This window comes from Methylobacterium frigidaeris (genome assembly GCF_022179185.1).
In the GTDB taxonomy this organism is placed as follows: domain Bacteria; phylum Pseudomonadota; class Alphaproteobacteria; order Rhizobiales; family Beijerinckiaceae; genus Methylobacterium; species Methylobacterium frigidaeris.
Genome location: NZ_BPQJ01000020.1, coordinates 79,115 through 99,067 on the forward strand (window position 1 = coordinate 79,115; position 19,953 = coordinate 99,067).

11 protein-coding genes are annotated in these 19,953 nt (G+C 70.3%); 6 read left to right on the plus strand and 5 right to left on the minus strand.

Annotation, left to right across the window (positions count from 1 at the left end):
- Window positions 1-51: 51 nt before the first annotated feature.
- Window positions 52-5,274: a DUF4082 domain-containing protein gene (locus tag MFF64_RS20610; protein ID WP_238192268.1), complete on the minus strand. Its 5,223-nt coding sequence runs from the start codon at window positions 5,272-5,274 to the stop codon at window positions 52-54.
- Between the two features lie 826 nt (window positions 5,275-6,100).
- Between MFF64_RS20610 and MFF64_RS20615 the strand changes: the two genes are divergently transcribed.
- The 5 genes from MFF64_RS20615 (at window position 6,101) to trxA (ending at window position 15,446) form a co-directional block, all read left to right on the plus strand.
- A complete protein-coding gene (locus MFF64_RS20615) occupies window positions 6,101-7,477 on the plus strand; it encodes a carbohydrate-binding domain-containing protein (RefSeq protein ID WP_238192270.1) in 1,377 nt (458 codons plus the stop codon).
- Window positions 7,478-7,844: 367 nt separating this feature from the next.
- Window positions 7,845-9,593, plus strand: a complete 1,749-nt coding sequence (locus MFF64_RS20620; protein WP_425324414.1) for a type I secretion system permease/ATPase — start codon at window positions 7,845-7,847, stop codon at window positions 9,591-9,593.
- Window positions 9,593-10,918 (plus strand): HlyD family type I secretion periplasmic adaptor subunit, encoded by a 1,326-nt coding sequence (locus MFF64_RS20625; protein ID WP_238192274.1) that lies wholly within the window; start codon window positions 9,593-9,595, stop codon window positions 10,916-10,918. The genes MFF64_RS20620 and MFF64_RS20625 overlap by 1 nt, the downstream gene beginning before the upstream one ends.
- 611 nt (window positions 10,919-11,529) lie before the next feature.
- The gene (addA, locus tag MFF64_RS20630) at window positions 11,530-14,985 is read left to right on the plus strand and encodes a double-strand break repair helicase AddA (RefSeq protein WP_238192276.1); all 3,456 of its coding nucleotides are present in this window, start codon (window positions 11,530-11,532) and stop codon (window positions 14,983-14,985) included.
- Between the two features lie 140 nt (window positions 14,986-15,125).
- Window positions 15,126-15,446: a thioredoxin gene (gene trxA, locus MFF64_RS20635; RefSeq protein ID WP_099904546.1), complete on the plus strand. Its 321-nt coding sequence runs from the start codon at window positions 15,126-15,128 to the stop codon at window positions 15,444-15,446.
- A 296-nt stretch (window positions 15,447-15,742) separates the two neighbouring features.
- Here trxA and MFF64_RS20640 read toward each other — a convergent pair whose 3' ends face one another.
- Both MFF64_RS20640 and MFF64_RS20645 read right to left on the minus strand, forming a co-directional pair.
- A complete protein-coding gene (locus MFF64_RS20640) occupies window positions 15,743-16,096 on the minus strand; it encodes a hypothetical protein (RefSeq protein ID WP_099904544.1) in 354 nt (117 codons plus the stop codon).
- Window positions 16,097-16,210: 114 nt separating this feature from the next.
- Window positions 16,211-16,522 (minus strand): hypothetical protein, encoded by a 312-nt coding sequence (locus tag MFF64_RS20645; RefSeq protein ID WP_238192278.1) that lies wholly within the window; start codon window positions 16,520-16,522, stop codon window positions 16,211-16,213.
- A 150-nt stretch (window positions 16,523-16,672) separates the two neighbouring features.
- Between MFF64_RS20645 and MFF64_RS20650 the strand changes: the two genes are divergently transcribed.
- Window positions 16,673-17,296 carry a glutathione S-transferase family protein gene (locus MFF64_RS20650; RefSeq protein ID WP_238192279.1) on the plus strand — a complete coding sequence of 208 codons (624 nt, stop codon included), beginning with the start codon at window positions 16,673-16,675 and terminating at the stop codon, window positions 17,294-17,296.
- A 37-nt stretch (window positions 17,297-17,333) separates the two neighbouring features.
- Here the strand turns inward: MFF64_RS20650 and MFF64_RS20655 are convergent, their stop codons facing one another.
- Window positions 17,334-18,185, minus strand: coding sequence for a tetratricopeptide repeat protein (locus tag MFF64_RS20655; RefSeq protein ID WP_438823086.1), 852 nt, complete (start codon window positions 18,183-18,185; stop codon window positions 17,334-17,336).
- On the minus strand, window positions 18,172-19,905 hold the full coding sequence (gene ilvD / locus MFF64_RS20660; RefSeq protein WP_099903238.1) for a dihydroxy-acid dehydratase: 1,734 nt from the start codon (window positions 19,903-19,905) through the stop codon (window positions 18,172-18,174). Before ilvD ends, MFF64_RS20655 begins: the two co-directional genes overlap by 14 nt.
- Window positions 19,906-19,953: the final 48 nt, after the last annotated feature.

The window sequence follows — 19,953 nt, forward strand, 5'->3', positions numbered from 1 at the left end:
TGACAGCCTCGGCGGAGGTGGCATCCACCGCGTCATTCCGGGCTCCGACGCTCAAGCCGCCGCCGACGGGTTGAAGACGACGTCGACCCAGTAATTCGTCTTGTTGTAGGTGTTGGTCGGGAACAGGCTGGAACTGCCATAGGCGTAGACGCCGTTCCCGGCCGACGGCGCGGTCAGCGGACCGCTCGTCACCGCGTTGGCGAAGCCGTTGGCGGTCTGCGAGTAGCGCCCGGCATTGGTGTGGTAGGACGCCGTGTAGGTGGCGCCCGGGGTGAGCGAGACCGGGTTCGAGAAGGTGGCGGTCTGCCAGCCGCTCGCGGTCTCGTTGGTGAAGGTCGCGGTGGCGAGCTTCTGCCCGGTGCTCGACCACAGCGTGCCGGTATGGGTGCCGGTATCCTGCGTGCCCTTGTAGAACTTGACGGCGCTGACCGAGCCGGCGCTGGAGGCCTGGAACTGCACCCCGAGCTCGACCGGGTTGAGGTCGTTGGTGTTGGTCGCCGCCGGCGTCGACGACGAGGAGAACAGGCTGACCGAGCCGGTGCTGGGCGCGAGCACCGTCAGCGCCACGCTCGCCGACGACGTACCCCCACGCCCGTCCGAGATCGCGTAGGTGAAGCCGGCCGGGCCCGTGTAGCCGGTCGTCGGCGTGAAGGTGATGGTGGAATTGGTGGTGTTGAGCGAGGCGGTGCCGTTCGTCGCTCCGTTCACGCCCGTCACCGTCAGCGGATCGCCGTTCGGGTCGGTGTCGTTGGCGAGCAACGTCGAGGTCGCGAAGGTGACGGCGGTGTTGCGGGTCACCGCCGGACCGGTGTCGTTGACCGCGGTCGGCGCCTGGTTGGCGGCGTTGCTGTTCGGGTTGAAGACGACGTCGACCCAGTAATTGGTGTTCTGGTAGGTGTTGGTCGGGAACAGGCTGGAATTGCCATAGGCGTAGACGCCGTTGCCGGAGGACGGCGCGGTCAGCGGGCCGTTCGTCACCGCGCTCGAGAAGCCGTTCGCCGTCGTCGAGTAGCGGCCGGCATTGGTGTGGTAGGACGCCGTGTAGGTGGCGCCCGGCGTCAGCGTCACCGGGCTCGAGAAGGTGGCGGTCTGCCAGCCGCTCGCGGTCTCGTTGGTGAAAGTGGCGGTGGCGAGCTTCTGGCCGCTGCTTGACCACAGCGTGCCGGTATGGGTGCCGGTATCCTGTGTGCCCTTGTAGAACTTGATTGCGCTGACCGTGCCGGCGCTGGAGCTCTGGAACTTCACCCCGAGCTCGACCGGGCTGGTGTCGTTGGTGTTGGTCGCCGCCGGGGTCGCCGAGGACGAGAACAGGCTGACCGGGGCGGTGCCCGGCGCCGACACCGTCAGCGCCACGTTGGCCGACGACGTACCCCCGCGCCCGTCCGAGATCGTGTAGGCGAAGCCGGCCGGGCCCGTATAGCCGGTCGTCGGCGTGAAGGTGATGGTGGCGGCTTGGCTGTTGAGGGAGATGGTGCCGTTGGTCGCGCCGCTGACGTTCGTGACCGTCAGCGGATCGCCGTTCGGGTCGGTGTCGTTGGCGAGCAGGGTCGAGGCCGCGAAGGTGACGGCGGTGTTCTGCGTCACCGCCGGGCCGGTGTCGTTGACCGCGGTCGGTGCCTGGTTGGCGGCGGCGGAACCGGGATTGAAGACGACGTCGACCCAGTAATTGGTGTTCTGGTAGGTGTTGGTCGGGAAAAGACTCGAGCTGCCATAGGCGTAGACGCCGTTGCCGGAGGACGGCGCGGTCAGTGGGCCGTTCGTCACCGCGCTCGAGAAGCCGTTCGCCGTCGTCGAGTAATGCCCGGTATTGGTGTGGTAGGACGCCGTGTAGGTGGCGCCCGGCGTCAGCGTCACCGGGCTCGAGAAGGTGGCGGTCTGCCAACCGCTCGCGGTTTCGTTGGTGAAGGTCGCGGTGGCGAGCTTCTGGCCGGTGCTCGACCACAGCGTGCCGGTATGGGTGCCGGTATTCTGGCTGCCCTTGTAGAACTTGATCGCGCTGACGGTGCCGGCCGACGAGGCCTGGAACTTCACCCCGAGCTCGACCGAACTGGCGTCGCTCTCGTTGGCGACCGCCGGGGTCGCCGAGGATGAGAACAGGCTGACCGGAGCGGTGCCCGGCGCCGACACCGCCAGCGCCACGTTGGCCGACGACGTACCCCCGCGCCCGTCCGAGATCGTGTAGGCGAAGCCGGCCGGGCCCGTGTAGCCGGTCGTTGGCGTGAAGGTGATGGTGGCGGCTTGGCTGTTGAGGGAGACGGTGCCGTTGGTTGCGCCGCTGACGTTCGTGACCGTCAGCGGATCGCCGTTCGGGTCGGTGTCGTTGACGAGCAGGGCCGAGGTCGCGATGGTCGTGGCGGTATCTTTCGTCACCGCCAGGCCGGTATCGCTGACCGCGGTCGGGGCCTGGTTCGTCGTGGTGCCGCCGGGGTTGAACAGCACGTCGACCCAGAAATTGGTGTTGCTGAAGGTCTGGGTCGGGAACTGGCTCGTGCTGCCGTAGGCGAAGACGCCGTTGCTGCCGCCCGCAGCGGAGAGCGGGCCGCTGGTCACGGTGTTGTTGAAGTAGTTCACGTCGCTCGAGTAATGCCCGAGCGTCGAGTAGTAGGACGCGGTGTAGGTCGCGCCCGGGGTGATGGCGACCGGGTTCGAGAAGGTGGCGGTCTGCCAGCCGTCCGAGGTCTCGTTGGTGAAGGTCGTGGTGGCGAGCTTCTGCCCGGTGCTCGACCACAGCGTGCCGACATGGACCCCGCGGTCCTGGCTGCTCTTGTAGAAGCGGATGCCGCTGATCGTGCCGGCGCTGGAGCTCTGGAACCTCACCCCCAGCTCGACCGCCGAGCTGTCGACGGTGTTGGTGACCGTGGGCTTGGCCGAACCAGGGAACAGGGTGAGGGAGGGCGATGCCGTCACCGTCAGGCTGCGCCCGGCCGACGGCGTCTCCATGTTGACGCTGTCGTCGGTGGCCCGGGTGCGGATCTGGTAGGTCCCGGCGACCTGCGGCGCGAAGGTGTAGCTCCAGTTCTCGTCGCCCTTCGCGGCGCGCCAAGTCGCGCCGTTGTCGGTCGAGACCTCGACGCCCGCGACCACGCCGCCGCCGGCATCCGTCGCGGTGCCGGTGATCGTGACCGGGGTGAAGGCCGCCACGCTGGACCCGGCGGTCGGCGTGGTGACGGTCGAGGTTGGCGCGGTGTGGTCGGTCGAGGCGGTGGCGGGCTTGAGGTTCGGGTCGAGGGTCGCGGGCTGCACGCCCATATCGGCGAGCAGGTTGACCATCGCCTGCTGGATCCGTGGATCGGTCGGCGTCGCCTCGTTGTCGTGGTTGGCCGACAGGCCCCAGGACCAGTAGACGGTGCCGGCGCCGAAGACGAGGGCGCCGCTCGGCGCGCGGTAGAGCGTCAGGCTGTGGGTCGCCGTGCCCTTGCCGGTGGTGTTGCCGTAATCCTGGAGATAGGTCGTCTCGTCGAGCGTGGTCGAGGACAGCCGCACCAGCCCGGCCGGGGCGGTGGCGTTGTCGGGTGCCTCGTCCCACTCGTAGCCGAGATAGTTCTTGTTGAGCGAGGCGGTCTGGCCCGGCTGCAGGTTGGCGACGCTGGTATTGCGCCAGAAGCGCTGGTTGGCGTCGTCGTACGGCACCGTGATGGTGTCGAGCACGTAGGCGTCGACCTGGAACATCGTGCCCGTGAGGGCATTCTCGGGATCGTTGTTGCCCACCGTCCCGGCCGGCCCGCGGGGATCGCGCCAGGTGCCGGTCCATTGGTTGCTCGGGTCGGCGTTCTGGTCGGCGTCCCAGGTCTCCTTGTAGGAGACCAGCGTGCGGTACGGCGTGGCGTCGCTGCTGATGCTGTTGGAAAACCGCGTGCGCCAGTAGACCTCGTTGCCGCTCCAGAACGCCAGGTTGACGCCGGCGTCGCGCGCCGCCTCGACGTTGTCGCGCTGCGGACCCGACCAGTACTCGTCGTGGCCGACGTCGAGGTACATCTTGTGGTTCTTGAGCAGGCTGCCGTAGCGGTCGGCATCGACGCCCGACATGTACGAGACGTCGTAGCCGTTCTGCTCCAGCCACATGATCGCCGGGAACTCGGCGCCGTAGATGTAGTCCTGCGGACCGGCGGCGAGGCCGCCGCCGCGGGTGGTGATCGGCCGGTTGTAGCTGACCGCGTAGGCGCGGCCCGCGCCCTGGCCGGTGGCCGGGCCGTTGCCGCCGTAGAAGTTGGCCCCGCCCCAAGGGTTGTAGGCCTGCCAGGTCTGGTCGGCAGTCTGGAAGATGATGTCGCTGTGGCTCGAATCGTCCCGGACGATGAACGGGATCTCGTTCTCGCCGGCTACGCCGTCCTGGCGCGTCAGCTTGGCGATGTAGACGCCCGAGACCGCGTCCGTCGGCACGGTCCACGAGGCCGAGATCGACCAGTTGCCGGCATCGACCATGCCGGTCGCCGCGTCGCGCAAGGGATTCGGCTGGTTCTGCACCCCGGTCCGCTGGATCGTGTCGATCTTGCGCGCCCCCAGACCCCCGTAATAGCCGAGCCGGTAGATGTCGATGCGGTAGTTGTTCGAATCGGTGTTGATCTTGAAGTTGACCGTCTTGCCGATATTCGTGCTGATGTCGGTGGCGAACCCCTCGATGTTGTCGCTGCCCGATCCGTCGATGCCCCACTCGCTGACCGGGTTGCCGACCTTCTGGTTCTCCAGGACGATCTTGTTGGTCGCCGAGGCGGTGGCGGTGCCGCTGGCGGTCAGCGAGTTGGGGGCCAGGATGTTGGTGGTGACGGATTTCGACGGGGCCACCGCATTCGTGACCGGTCCGCTCAGCTTGGCGATCTGGGACTTGCTCGGGCCGGTCGTGGCGGTCTCCGCCCCGCCGGGCAGGGTGGTGACGGCGCCCACCGGCGCGCTGCTGCCGTAGCCGGGCAACTGCCCGCTCGTCGACAGGATGGTGCTGGCCGGCAGGTCGAGGATCCGGGACGGGCAGTTCACGTAGCCGCAACTGCCGCAGCAGAAGATCGCGTTCGACGCCGCGGACGGGCCCGACTTTATCGTAAGATCCTGGATCGTCTGGGCGGGGGCCGCCGCGTCGGGCGTGCCGCTCGAGCCGACGGGCGTCGCACCGAGGAGCGCGGCGACTTGGCTTGCAGAAGCCGGGTCTTCCGCCGCCGCACTCGTCGCGGCGCTTCTGGCGGCCGGCGGTTCGATCGATCCAGGCGCCGAGGACGATGCATTGACGCCGGTCTGAACGGGATTGAACGCCGGATCGACGGTCGTCTCGTCGGAATAGAGCATGGCGTCTGCTTTCGACAAGAAAGATTCGCGGTGAACGGCACTGTCACACCTGGACCTGGATTGTGGAAGGAGCCTTAGGCCGGCTGCGCACACAGCCTTTCGGTGCGGACGACAACTGTCGCCTACGCCTTTTGAAGGACCTTCACGACTGATCCACGCGGTGCTTGTGTCACCGGCAAGCTGCGTCGGACCGGATCTGGGAGGCCCAAAGGATAGGGCGATTTTCGCAAGTCGTCGCAGGTAGCGGTTCGTGGATCATCGTCGTGCCGGCAATCGTCGAGGCCGGACCGACTGCATGCAATGCCCGGATGGTCTGCCGGGAGCCGATGCGCCGTACAATCGACGCGCAGCTTCGCCGTATTCAAGGCCGTCTCTCATCGCCGGCCGTCAAGGCCTGTCTCATATCGGGACGATCATTCATCTTATGTACGGCGCCGTATGTTGACAGTCGGACAGCTGTGCAGACCAATCCGCGCGCTCTCAATACGGCCGAGTTGCTGCACTGCATCATGGCGCCGAGAGTTGTCGCCCCCGATCTCTTGGCTCAGCGACCTCCCGCTGCCGCACGGATCGTCATTCACTGCACAAATTTTGCCGGAAAGAAGCGGCGAATCACCGGGCCACCCTGAATCGTTGTAGAATTATTTGATGAAGTATCGATAAGACTATGGTTATTAACACAGGCTTGACAGGCAAACGTTGCTACTTATTGTCCGGCTCGCACATCGGATCGGGCCCCGGACGGGCGCTGATCTTCTCACGATGACGCATCCATGCCGCCGCTGCCTGCGGTCCGGCGACCATTCCACAGAATCGGAAGTGATACATGGCTTTTCAAACGGTCGCGCAGCCTTTTGCGCCGAGCAGCATTTGGAACACCCCGATCGGGTCGAACGCCCAGTTCCAGGCTGCATCCGGTGCGCAGACCGCCTCCATCCAGCATCAGGCCGGCGTGAACACCTGGATCGGCCAGGACGCGATTCCGATCTATCAGGCCAAGTCGACCGACCCGATGGCGACCTGGAGCTACGACAGCCGGGGCACCAACGCCGACTGGACCTTCGGCAACACCTCGTCGATGAACGGCACGTTCCAGATGCGGACGCCGACCGACGTGCAGTTCAAGACTGGCGACGGCTGGGCGATCATCGTCTCCGAGGACGGCCAGCACTACATCGAGACCTGGCTCGGCTCGAAGACCGGTGGCAACAGCTACCACGCCAACTACGTCGTCGAGAACACCGTGACGGGTGACGGCATCGCCAACGTGCCGGGCGCGCACGAGGGCATCCGCGCCGCCGGCATGTCGCTGATGGGCGGCGTGGTGCAGAAGGAGGATCTCGACACGCTCAACATCGACCACGCCGTGGCGATGGCGATCTCGACGACCCAGGCCGGCTCCAGCAGCACGCCCTACGTCTGGCCGGCGACCACTGCCGACAGCTTCAGCGGCAGCTACTCGGGCAGCATCCCGCTCGGCTCGCTGTTCGCGATCCCGAAGGACGTCGATCTCACCAAGATCGGCATCACGACCCAAGAGGGCATGGCGCTGGCCAAGGCCTACCAGAACTACGGCGGCTACGTCACCGACACTGCCGGCCCGAACACGCTGCAGCTCGCCTATCTCGAGAAGGGCGTGAGCCAGGGCCAGGTCGACAACCTGTTCAAGGACATGGGCGCGATCCGCTCGCACCTCGAGATGGTGACGAACAACACCGCCGCGACCCCGGCGGGCGGCGGCGACCACAGCGCGCCGAGCACGCCGGTCACGACGACGCCGGTGACGACGACCCCCGCGGCGCCCCCCGCGACCACTCCGTCAACGGGCGGCACGGCGCAGCCGAGCGTCAGCCTCGGCAGCGGCTCCGACCAGCTGCTGCTCAAGATCAGCCAGGACGCCTATAACGGCAACGCGCAGTACACCATCTCGGTGGACGGCAAGCAGATCGGCGGGGTCCAGACCGCGAAGTCCCTGCACAGCGCCGGTCAGTCCGACCTGATCTCGGTGCGCGGCGACTGGGGCCAGGGCGACCACGACGTGGCGATCAAGTTCCTCAACGATGCGTGGGGCGGATCGGACGCGAAGGACCGCAACCTCTACGTCGACAGCGCTACCTATGACGGACAGAACGTCCAGAGCGCCCACCTGACCCTGGCCGATAGCGGTACCAAGCACTTCACCTTCCACGACTACCTCGTCTGAGGCTCGTGACGCCCCGCCCGCCCCTCGGCGGGCGGGGTCCTCCGCGCGTCCCTCCCGCATCCGCTGCGCCGCCCGCAACCACCCCGTCGCCGCGCGCCGCCGAACGGAGCCCAGCCACCCCGTGACATCTCTCGATCCCCGCTCCGATCCCCGCTTCCCGGTGACCGGCACCGTCCGGCGCGCCCGCGACGCCGCCCTCGGTCTGGCCGCACCGGCGCTGCACCGGGTGCGCGGCCGCCTCGCCTCCGCAGGGGAGGCCGGCGCGGCCGGGCCCGGCGAGGCGGGCATGCCCAGCCAGGATGGTCTTCGCCAGGACGCCTTGACGGCCTTCGGCCTCGGGCGGTCCCGGGCCGCCTCGGCGCCGCCGATGGTGGCGGCTCTGGCGCGGCTGCGCCACGTCATCCTCGGCGTCGCGGTGCTCAGCGGGGCCGTGAACCTGCTGGCGCTCGCCGGCTCGTTCTACATGCTCGAAGTCTACGACCGGGTGATCCCGAGCCGCAGCGTGCCGACGCTGGTGGGCCTGAGCCTGATCGTGCTGGTGCTCTATCTCGGCCAGGGCTTCTTCGACCTGATCCGGTCGCGCCTGCTGCTGCGGGCCGGCAAGGCTTTCGACGAATCCCTGAGCCGGCAGGTCTTCCGCGCCGTCGTCACCCTGCCCCTGCGCGGCCGGGCGGAGGCCGACGGCCTGCGCCCGATGCGCGACCTCGACCAGATCCGCTCCGCCCTCGCCGGCGGGGGCCCGGGCGCGCTGTTCGACCTGCCCTGGATCCCGGTCTATCTCGGCCTGCTCTTCGCCTTCCACGTCTGGATCGGCCTCACCGCACTCCTCGGGGCGGTGGCGCTCGTCGGCCTGACGGTGCTCGCCGAGATCCTCACCCGCCACCACGCCCGCGACGCCCGCGAGGCCTCCGCCGCCCGGGGCTTCGTCGCCGACGCGAGCCGGCGCAACGCCGAGACCGTGCGGGCGATGGGCATGGAGCCCGACCTGGCCGGCATCTGGTCCCGGGTCAACGCCGCCTCGCACGCCACCCAGGAGCGCACCGCCGAGATCACGGGAGCGATCCACAACGCCTCGAAGGTCCTGCGCGTGCTGCTGCAATCGGCGGTGCTCGGCGTCGGCGCCTTCCTGGTGATCCGCCAGGAGGCCACCGCCGGAGTCATCATCGCCGGCTCGATCCTGAGCGCCCGGGCGCTGGCGCCGATCGACCAGGCGATCGGCTACTGGAAGACCTTCTCCGCCGCCCGCGAGTGCTGGCGCCATCTCGGCGCGGCCCTGTCGGCCGCCGGTCCGGAGCCGGAGGGCCTGACCCTGCCGGCGCCGCGCGCGTCGCTCACCGTCGAGCAGGCGAGCGTCGGCCCGCCCGGCAGCCAGCGCCTCACCGCCCTCGACGTCGGCTTCACGCTCGTGCCGGGGCAGGGGCTCGGCATCGTCGGCCACAGCGCCTCGGGCAAGTCGTCGCTCGCCCGCCTGCTCGTGGGGATCTGGCCCGCGGACCGCGGCGCGGTGCGCCTCGACGGCGCCCGCCTCGACCAGTGGCGGCCGCAGGATCTCGGCCGCCATGTCGGCTACCTGCCGCAGGAGGTCGAGCTGTTTCCCGGCACGGTGGCGGCCAACATCGCGCGCTTCCGGCCCGGGGCCGAGGCCGACGGGATCATCGCGGCGGCCAAGGCGGCGCGGGTCCACGACCTGATCCTGTCCCTGCCCGAGGGCTACCAGACCCAGATCGGCGAGCGCGGTGCGCTGCTCTCCGCCGGCCAGCGCCAGCGCCTGGCCCTCGCCCGCGCCCTCTACGGCGACCCCTTCCTGGTGGTGCTCGACGAGCCGAACTCGAACCTCGACCAGGAGGGCGAGGCGGCGCTCACCGAGGCGATCGCCGGGGTGCGGGCGCGGGGCGGCATCGTGGTGGTGATCGCCCACCGGCCGAGCGCGCTGGCGGCGGTCGACCAGGTGATGGTGATGGCCCACGGCCGCGTCCAGGCGCTCGGCCCCCGCGACGAGATCCTGCCCGCCCTCAACCGGCCGCGCCCGATGCCGGCGGAGCGGCCGATGCATGCCGGCTCGGCGAGCTTCGCGCCCGGCTTCACCCTCAAGGTCGCCCAGGGAGGGCGCGCGTGATGAGCCCGATCACCCCCGAGGCCGGAATGTCCCCCGCGACGCGCGCCTCGATCCGCCGTCACCTGCTCGCCGGTGCGGTGGGTGGCGCGCTCCTGTTCGTCGGAGCCGGCGGCTGGGCCGCGACGGCGGAATTCTCCGGCGCCGTCGTCACCGCCGGCTCGCTGGTGGTCGAATCCGACGTCAAGAAGGTGCAGCACCCGACCGGCGGCGTCGTCGGCCAGCTCAAGGTGAAGAACGGCGACCGGGTCGCCGCCGGCGACGTGCTCCTGCGCCTCGACGAGACGGTGCTGCAAGCGAACCTCGCCATCGTCACCCGGTCGATCGACGAATCGACCGCCCGCCGCGCCCGCCTCGAGGCCGAGCGCGACGGGGCCTCCGACGTCGCCTTCCCGGACGATCTGACGCGCCGCGCCGCCGACCCGGTGGTGGCCGGGCTGATGAACGGCGAGCGCCGCCTGTTCCAGACGAGGGTCAGCGCCCGCGAGGGCCAGAAGTCCCAGCTCGCCGAGCGGGTCGGCCAGCTCGACGAGCAGATCCGCGGCCTCGACGAGCAGATCGCCGCCAAGGCCCGGGAGATCGTCCTGATCGAGCGGGAGCTCGGCGGGGTGCGCGACCTATGGGACAAGAAGCTGGTGCCGATCCAGCGAGTGAGCGCGCTGGAGCGCGACCTCGCCCGGCTCGAGGGCGAGAAGGGGACCCTGATCTCCACCATCGCCCAGGTGCGCGGCCGCATCACCGAGACGCGGCTGCAAATCCTGCAGATCGACCAGGACCTGCGCACCGAGGTCGGCAAGGAGCTGGCCGAGATCCGCAGCAAGGTGTCGGAATATGCCGAGCGGCGCATCACCGCCGAGGACCAGCTGAAGCGCGTCGAGATCCGGGCGCCGCAGGACGGTCTCGTGCACCAGCTCGCGGTCCACACGGTGGGCGGCGTGGTAGCGCCCGGCGCCGAGATCATGCAGATCGTGCCGACCGCGGATCACCTGACCGTCGAGGCCAAGCTCGCGCCGCAGGACATCGACCAGGTCCATGTCGGCCAGGCGGCGTCGTTGCGCTTCTCGGCCTTCAACCAGCGCACCACGCCGGTGATCATGGGGACGGTCTCGCGGATCTCCCCCGACCTGACCACCGATCCGCGCACCGGTCAGGGTACCTACACGACCCGCGTCGCGGTGCCGGAAGCGGAGCTGAAGCGCCTCGGCACGGTGCGCCTCACCCCCGGCATGCCGGTGGAGGCCTTCATCCAGACTCAAAGCCGCACAGTCCTGAGCTTCTTCACCAAGCCGCTCGCCGACCAGGTCGCCCGGGCCTTCCGGGAGAAGTGAGGGGCGAGGCCCGTCCCCGGGACGGGTCTCGCAATGTTTCTACTGCGCGCCCACGAGGTTGCCGGAGGCGCCGACGACGGCCACCAGCAGCCCGCAGGCCAGGACACCGATCATCGCATAGGTGATGGTCTTCAGCATCAAGGGTCCTCGCTGTGCCGGGTTGGTCGATGTCCGCCGCCGATGCGCTCACGCGCCCTCGGTCAGTGGGGGACTGCAGGGTAAAACGGCGGACGCAGCGGAAAGTTCACCGCATTGCACAAATCCCGCATGCCCGATTGAGACGAGGGCGTCGGGATGTGCGCCGGCGCACCTCATCGGAAGCGCGGCTTGTGTGCCGGGGCTTTGATCCCGGCTCTCCGTCACAAGGACTTGCCGGGGGTGTGCGGGTGGAAGAAAAGTCGCGGTTCTCCTCTCCCCGCGGGCGGGGAGAGGAGAACCGCGCGCCTCATCCGAACCCTGACGGTCCCGTCGCTCCCCGAGCGGGACGCTCCTGTGCCCCCACCGCAACGCTTCCCGAAATCCCTGTGCACCGCCCCCCGATTCGGCTTGAGGCAACGCCCCGTTGAGTGCGAGCGCGGCAGGATGGCCGTCTGGCCGGAGCGGGAGTTTGGATGGGTATCGAGGGGTTCGTTGTCGATGGCCTGACGCAGGCGGCGCAGCGGCGGGCGGCGGATCCGCGGGCCTCGGCCTGGGTGTCGGCCAATGCGGGGGCGGGCAAGACCAAGGTGCTCACCGACCGGGTGGTGCGCCTGCTGCTGCACGGCGCGGCCCCGGCCAAGATCCTCTGCCTCACCTTCACCAAGGCCGCCGCCGCCAACATGGCGATCCGGGTCTTCGAGCGCCTCGGCCGCTGGGTCACCCTCGACGAGGCGGCGTTGCGCGAGGAACTGACGGCGCTGGAGGGCGGGGTGCCGGACGGCGCCACCCTGCGCCGGGCGCGGCGCCTGTTCGCCCGAGCGGTCGAGACGCCGGGCGGGCTCAAGATCGAGACCCTGCACGCCCTGTGCGAGCGGCTGCTGCACCTCGTGCCGTTCGAGGCCAACGTGCCGGCTCGCTTCGTGGTGCTGGACGAGGCCCAGACCCGCGAGGCGATCGACCGGACCATCGACAACGTGCTCGCCGACGCGGTCGATGCGCGCCACCCTGAGCTGGCCGCGGCGCTCGCCCTCGTCGCTCCCGAGGCGGCGGGCGAAGCCTTGCGCCGGGCGATGATGGCGGCGGTGCAGAATCGCGGCCTGATCGGGCATCCGGACGGGCTGCCGTCCCGTCTCGCCGCCCTGCGGGGCGCCCTGGGCCTGGAAGCCGACGAGACCCTGGCGGCGATCGAGGCCCGGATGCTCGACGGTGGACCCGGTTTCGCCGGGTTGATCGAGGCCCTGCGCACCGGCAAGGCCAATGACGAGAAGCGCGCCGACGCCCTGGCCCTCGCCGCTTCGGCCACCGGCCCGGCCCGGCTGACGCTGACCCTCGCGGCCTTCTTCAAGGACGAGGGCGAAGGCGACCCCTACGCCGCCGCCTCGCTCGGCACCAAGGCGGTGCCGGCGGCGACCAAGGAGGCCTTGCTCGCCGAGCAGGCCCGGCTCGCGGCCTTGCGCGACCGGCTGAAGGCCGCCCGGGCCTTTGCCCGCACCGAGGCCCTGTTCACGCTCGCGGCCGAGATCCACCGCCGGGTCGAGGCCCAGAAGGCGCGCCTCGGCGCCCTCGATTTCGACGACCTGATCCACAAGACCCTCGACCTGCTGACGCGGGTCGACTCGGCCTGGGTGCTCTACAAGCTCGACCGCGGCGTCGACCACGTGCTGATCGACGAGGCGCAGGACACCAACCCGCAGCAATGGGAGATCCTGCGCCGGATCACCGAGGATTTCTGCGCCGGGGAGGGGGCCCGCGAGGCGGGGAGCGGGCTCGCGCGCACGCGATTCGCCGTCGGCGACCCGAAGCAGTCGATCTACAGCTTCCAGGGCGCGGCGCCGGAGGAGTTCGAGACCACCCGCCGGGCCTGGCAGCGCGACGCGGAAGGGGCGGGCCTGCCCTTCGCCGATGTCGGCCTCACCCTGTCGTTCCGCTCGGCGATCGGCGTGCTGCGGGCGGTCGATGCGACCTTCGCGATCGACGCGCATTACCGGGGTCTGTCCTTCGGCGACACCACCATCGGCACCGTGCATTCCACCGCCCGGGTGCGGGCGCCGGGCCAGATCGAGCTGTGGCCGGTCGAGCGGCCGAGCGCCGAGGAGGAGCCCGACGCCTGGACCCATCCGGTCGACGCGATCGAGGCCGGCGCGCCGGCCCTGGTGACGGCGCGCCGGGTCGCGAAGGCCGTGCGGCTCTGGACGACGACCGGCGACGAATCGGGCCGGATCTGGCGGCCCGGCGAGGTCTTGATCCTGGTGCGCAAGCGCTCGGCGGCGTTCGAAGGGGTGATCCGGGCGCTCAAGGCCGAGGGCGTGCCGGTGGCCGGCCAGGACCGCCTCGACATCGCCGCCCATATCGCGGTCCTCGACCTCGTGGCGGCCGGCCGCGCCGCCCTGCTGCCGCAGGACGACCTGACGCTGGCCACCGCGCTCAAGACGCCGCTCGTCGGCCTCACCGACGACGACCTCGTCGGCATCGCGGCGGAGCGTGACCCGGCCGAATCCCTGGTCGCGGCGTTGCGCCGCCACGCGCAGGCCGGCGATCCGGCGGCTCAACGCGGCATCGCGGCTCTCGACGGCTGGGCGGCGCTCGCGCGGGCGCACGGACCGTTCGGCTTCTACGCCGAACTCCTCGGGCCCCTGGGCGGCCGGGCGCTGCTGGTGCAGCGCCTCGGCGGCGAGGCGGGGGACGCCATCGACGTGTTCCTCACCGCCGCGACCCAGGCCGAGGCCGGGCCCGACGCGCCCTCGCTCTCCGGCTTCCTCGCCCGCTACGCCCCGAGCGGCGGGCGCGATGCCGGCGGCCACACGGTGAAGCGCGACCTCGATTCCGCCCGCGACGAGGTGCGGGTGATGACGGTGCACGGCGCCAAGGGCCTGGAGGCGCCGCTGGTGCTGGTGCTCGACGGTTGCGACGCGCTCGGACGCGATCCGCCGCTGATCCCGATGCGTCTCAAGGACGGCAGCACCGTGCCGGTCTGGTCGAGCGCCAAGGCCCATGACAGCCCGGCCGTGGCGGCCGCTCGCGACGCCCTGCACGCCAAGGCCGGCGAGGAGCACAACCGCCTGCTCTACGTCGCCATGACCCGGGCCAAGGACCGGCTGGTGATCGCGCCGTATGCCGGCAACGACAAGGAGACCCCGGCGGAGGCCTGGTGCGAGATGATCCGCCGCGGCCTGGTGCAAGCCTTCGGCGGCGTCGAGGTGGCGGAGATGCCCTACGGCCCGGCCGAGAGCTGGCGCGAGGGCGCCGCGATCCCGGAGCCCCCCGCCACCGCCGTGCCGGCGCCCGAGCCCGAGGCCGTGCCGGACTGGCTGCACCGCCCGGTCGCGCCCGAGGCCGAGCCGCTGCCGCCGCTTCGTCCCTCCGGCCTCGGCGCCGCCGACGAGCCGCGCCGATCGGAGGCCCGCTCCAGCGACCCGGCGGCCCGCCGCCGCGGCGTGCTGGTCCACGCTCTGCTGGAGCACCTGCCGGCCCTGGCCCCCGAGCGACGCCCGGCCGCGGCGGAGGCCCTCGTCGCCGCCCGCGCCCCGGGCCTCGACCCAGGGCCGCGCGCCGCCATTGCCGCGGAGGCCCTGCGGCTCCTCGCCGATCCCGATCTCGCGGTGCTGTTCGGACCCGGGGCCCGAGCCGAGGTGACCCTCGCCGGCAGCCTCCTGGTCGGCGGGGTGTTGCGCCCGGTGCATGGCCGGGTCGACCGCATCGCGGTGACGGAGGAGGCGGTCTGGCTCGTCGATTTCAAGACCGGCCGCCCGCCGGCGCCCGGCGCGCCGACCCCGCGGGGCCAGGCGGCGCAGGTCGCGCTCTACGCGCGACTCCTCGCGACGATCTATCCGGGCCGGACCCTGCACCCGCTCCTGATCTGGACTGCCGGACCGGTCTTGCGCCGCCTGACGCAGGAGGAGTGCGACGCGGCGCTCGACACGCTGGCGTGAACCGACGTGCGGGAACGCACGGGCAGAACGGGGATGGCTTGGCCGTTGCGCTTGATCGGCCCCCGCCCGGTTCTTACCTTCCCTCTTACGCGGGCCGGTCCGCGGCGTCGGCCGGCTTCATGACGAAAGGATTTTTTGCGATGGCAACCGTGAAGGTGACCGACGCGAGCTTCGCGCAGGACGTTCTGCAATCGGCCGAGCCCGTCGTGGTGGATTTCTGGGCCGAGTGGTGCGGCCCCTGCCGCGCGATCGGCCCGGCCCTGGAGGAGATCTCCAGCGAGATGAACGGCCGGGTGAAGATCGCCAAGGTCAACGTGGACGAGAACCCCGAGATCTCGGCCAAGTACGGCATCCGCTCGATCCCGACCCTGATGATCTTCAAGGGCGGCGAACTCGCCGGCCAGAAGGTCGGCGCCGCCCCGAAGGGCGACCTGTTCCGCTGGATCCAGGCCAGCGCCTGACCTGCTTCAGGATGGTTGATGACGGGGAGCCCGGCCGAGAGGCCGGGCTTCTCAATTTTGGATGACCATCGAGACCTTCGCCGCGTGTCGACGATCGATGGGACCACGCGATCACGACATCGACGCCCCTCCGAGTCATCCCGGAGCCGCGTAGCGGAACCCGGGATCCATGATCGCTGAGCTTTCAGGAGCAGGCGGATCGCGTTCCGCTCCATTCTCTTGTGTCAGCGTTTATGGATCCCGGGGGGGCGTCGACGTGACTTTCCGCCCGACCGCCTGCCCTGATCGAAACTCTCTCACCCCCGCCGTAGCAACTGCAGCCGGCTTCCCGGCCCGTACGCCACCCAGATCGCGTCGCAGGTCGCCCGCTTGTCGCTCCGCAACCGGCCGTCGAGATCGTCGAGGGCGGCCTGGAGGCGAACCGAGCGGGGCTTCTGGAAGAAGTCGGCGTGGTTGAGCTGGACCTGCGACGAGAACGCCCGGAAGTGCTCGGCATCGATCCGGACGCCGTCGCAGCGGCGGCTGGCGAGGTCGGCCTCGATGCCGGAGAGAAGCACGGGATCCTGGGGAGAGGCCTGGTCCCGGTGCGGCTGAGCCGTGAAGCAGAAGGCTGCCCAGGCGGCAGCCACGATGAGAGGCCGGACAATCATGGCAGCGCTCGTGCGAGGGCACGGGGTGATCCTGCGCCGAAAAATCGTCGGCGCCGACCCGCGTTCCCGCTGCTGCCTCCCGTCATGTGCGCGAGCGCACGAAGGTCCGCGGCCTCAGACCGGGTCGCGCTCGATCCAGGCCGGATCCATCGCCGTCACCTCGTCGTCGAAGGGCGGCGGCTCAGGGGCCGCGCCGTGGATCAGGCTCTCGGCCTCGTTGTGGTCGACGTCGCGCATCTGCTCGGCCAGCAGCGCGAGGTAGCTCGCCGCCGCGGCCGTGCCGAACAACTCGGCGAAGCGGGCATGGGCGACCGCCGTCATCGTCTCGACCACCGCCTCGGGCGGGCTGCCGGCCTCGACGGCGTTGTCGAACACCGCCCGCCAGGCGCGGGACAGGCGCTCGCGCAGTTCGAAGGTATCGTCCACGGGTCGGCCTCTCCGGGCCGGGAACGGCCATGCCGGAGTATGGGCCCACCAGCCCGCGGTTTCCAGGCGGCGAAGGGACAGCAAGGGGTGCCAACCGGCCCGTCCGGTGCGATACCGCGCCGGCGGTTCTGAGCCGCAGGGAGACCCACAATGAAACTCTACGGCACCAGCCTGTCGCCCTTCGTCCGCAAGGTGCTCGTCGTCCTCGCCGAGAAGGGCGTCGAATTCAAGCACGTGCCGTTGCGCTTCCACGATCCCGATCCGCGGTTCCGGGCGGCAAGCCCGTTCGGCAAGATCCCGGCGCTGGAGGACGAGGATTTCCGCCTCGCCGATTCCTCGGCGATCATCCATTACCTGGAGCGCAGGCACCCGGAGCCGGCCATGCTGCCGCGCGAGGCGCGCGATCTCGGCCGGGCGATCTGGTTCGACGAGCTCGGCGATACCGAGCTGTTTCCGCTGCTGGTCAAGCCCTTCGTGCAACGGGTGCTGCGGCCGCGATTCATGAACCAGCCCTGCGACGAGGCCGTGGTGGCCCGGTGCATGACCGAGGAATTACCGCGGGTGTTCGATCATCTCGAGGGCGCGATCGACGGGCCCGCCCTCGTCGGTGGCGCCTTCGGCCTCGCCGACATCTCGGTCGCGACCGGCTTCCACAACCTGCATCTCGCCGGCGAGGCGGTCGAGCCCAAGCGCTGGCCACGGCTCGCGGCCTATGTCGCGGGGATCCTGGAGCGCCCGTCGTTCCAGGCGGCGATCGCGGCTCGGCAAGGCTGAAGAAGGAAGGAAGAAGGGGCGGCGACCGTCCCCTCTCTCAGCGTCCCTTGGCGCTGCGGCGGTAGAAGCCGTCGACCTGGGACTGGGCCTCGGCCCGGTCCCGCTCGTTGGCCGCCGCCATCGCCTGTTCCTGCAGGGTGACGATCCACTGGTCCTTCGGCCCCTCCGCGGCGTCGCGGGCGAGCGTCAGCCAGGCGAGCCCCCGGGCACGCTGCACCGTGACGCCCTGGCCGTTGATCAGGAGCTGGCCGAGCAGCGCCTGCGCGGCCGGGTGCCCCTTCTCGGCGGCGAGGTTGAACCAGCGCGCCGCCTGGCGCGGATCCTGGGTCACGCCGGTCCCGTCGAGGTAGAGGCGGGCGAGGTTGTACTGCGCGTTCGGGTCCCCGTAGTACGTCGCCGCGTAGTTGAACATGTCGTAGGCGCGCTCGACGTTCGGGCGCACGTAGGACCCCTTGATCCCGTCGAGGAAATAGCGCCCGAGCGCCGTGAAGGCGCTCGCCACCACCCCCGCATTGGGAGCCTCCGGGCCCTCGTCGGCGTTCTCGTCGGCGATCTTCGAGAAGAACTCGAACGCCTTGAGGTCGTCGTGCGGGACGCCGTCGCCCTCCGCGTACATGCGGCCGAGCTTCCACAGGGCCAGGGCGTGGCCCTGGCCGGCGGCGTATTCGAGGGCGCGGGCGGCGCCCTCCTTGTCGCCGGCATTGTAGTCGCGCATGCCCGTCCGCATCGCCTCGCGGGCGTTGCGGTAGCCCGCCGTGGCGGGCACCGGGGTCCGCACCGCGGCGTCGAGCGCCGCAGCGGGTCCTGCCCCGGCCATGACGAGGCCGAGGAGCGCGAGGAGGAACCGGCGGCCCGCCCGAGAGGGCAGGCCGGCCTCAGATATCCGCATAGGAGAGCGTCTCCTGGGCCCCGCCCGGATGCGTCACCGCGCCCGTCACCGCCGGGCCGACGGTCTGCGCGTACTTCCACAGGTAGCCCGAGGTCGAATCGTTGGCCCGCGGCTGCCAGGCCGCGCGGCGCTGGGCCAGCTCCTCGTCCGTGAGGTCGACCGAGAGCGTGCCCTGGATCGCGTCGATGCGGATGAGGTCGCCGTCCTTGAGGAGGCCGATCGGGCCGCCCACCGCTGCCTCCGGCCCGACATGGCCGATGCAGAAGCCGCGGGTGGCGCCCGAGAAGCGCCCGTCGGTGATGAGCGCCACCTTGTCGCCCATGCCCTGGCCGTAGAGGGCGGCGGTGGTCGCCAGCATCTCGCGCATGCCGGGGCCGCCGCGCGGGCCCTCGTAGCGGATCACCAGGACCTCGCCCTCCTTGTACTGGCGGTTCTTCACCGCGTCGAAGCAGGCTTCCTCGTTGTCGAAGACCCGGGCCGGGCCGGCGAAGGTCTGCTTCTCCGGCGGCATGCCGGCGACCTTCACGATCGCGCCCTCGGGCGCGAGGTTGCCCTTGAGGCCGACGACGCCCCCGGTCGGGGTGATCGGTTGGCTCGACGGGCGCACCACGTCCTGGTTGGTGTTCCAGGCCACCTTGGCGAGGTTCTCGGCGATGGTGCGGCCGGTGACGGTGATGCAGTCGCCGTGGAGGTAGCCGCCGTCGAGCAGGGTCTTCATCAGGAGCGGGATGCCGCCGACCTCGAACAGGTCCTTGGCGACGTAGCGCCCGCCGGGCTTCAGGTCGGCGATGTAGGGGGTGCGCTTGAAGATCTCGGCGACGTCGAACAGGTCGAATTCGATGCCGCATTCGTGCGCGATCGCCGGCAGGTGCAGCGCCGCGTTGGTCGAGCCGCCGGAGGCCGCCACCACGGTCGCGGCGTTCTCGAGCGCCTTGCGGGTGACGATGTCGCGCGGGCGGATGTTCTTGGCCAGAAGCTCCATGACCATCTCGCCGGCGGTGGCGCAGAACCGGTCGCGGATCTCGTAAGGGGCGGGGGCGCCGGCCGAGTAGGGCAGGGCGAGGCCGATCGCCTCGGAGACGGTCGCCATGGTGTTGGCGGTGAACTGCGCGCCGCAGGCCCCGGCCGACGGGCAGGCGACCTGCTCCAGCTCGTCGAGGTCGTCGTCGCTCATCGTGCCGACCGAGTGCTTGCCGACCGCCTCGAACAGGTCCTGGATGGTGACCGGCTGGCCCCGGAAGGTGCCGGGCAGGATCGAGCCGCCGTAGATGAAGACGGACGGCACGTTGAGGCGCACCATCGCCATCATCATGCCGGGCAGGGACTTGTCGCAGCCGGCGAGGCCGACCAGCGCGTCGTAGGCGTGTCCGCGCATGGTCAGCTCGACCGAATCGGCGATGACCTCGCGGGACGGCAGCGAGGCGCGCATGCCGCGATGCCCCATGGCGATGCCGTCGGTGACCGTGATGGTGCAGAATTCCCGTGGCGTGCCGCCGGCAGCGGCCACGCCCTTCTTCACCGCCTGGGCCTGGCGCATCAGCGAGATGTTGCAGGGCGCCGCCTCGTTCCAGCACGAGGCCACGCCGATCAGAGGCTGGTGGATCTGCTCACGGGTGAGGCCCATGGCGTACAGGTACGACCGGTGCGGCGCGCGCTCGGGACCCTCGGTCACGTAGCGGCTGGGCAGCTTCGATTTGTCGGTGGTGTGACGCGCGTCCATGGCCCTGTCCCGTACCCGTAGTTTCTTGAAAGGCCGGTTTTTCCCCGG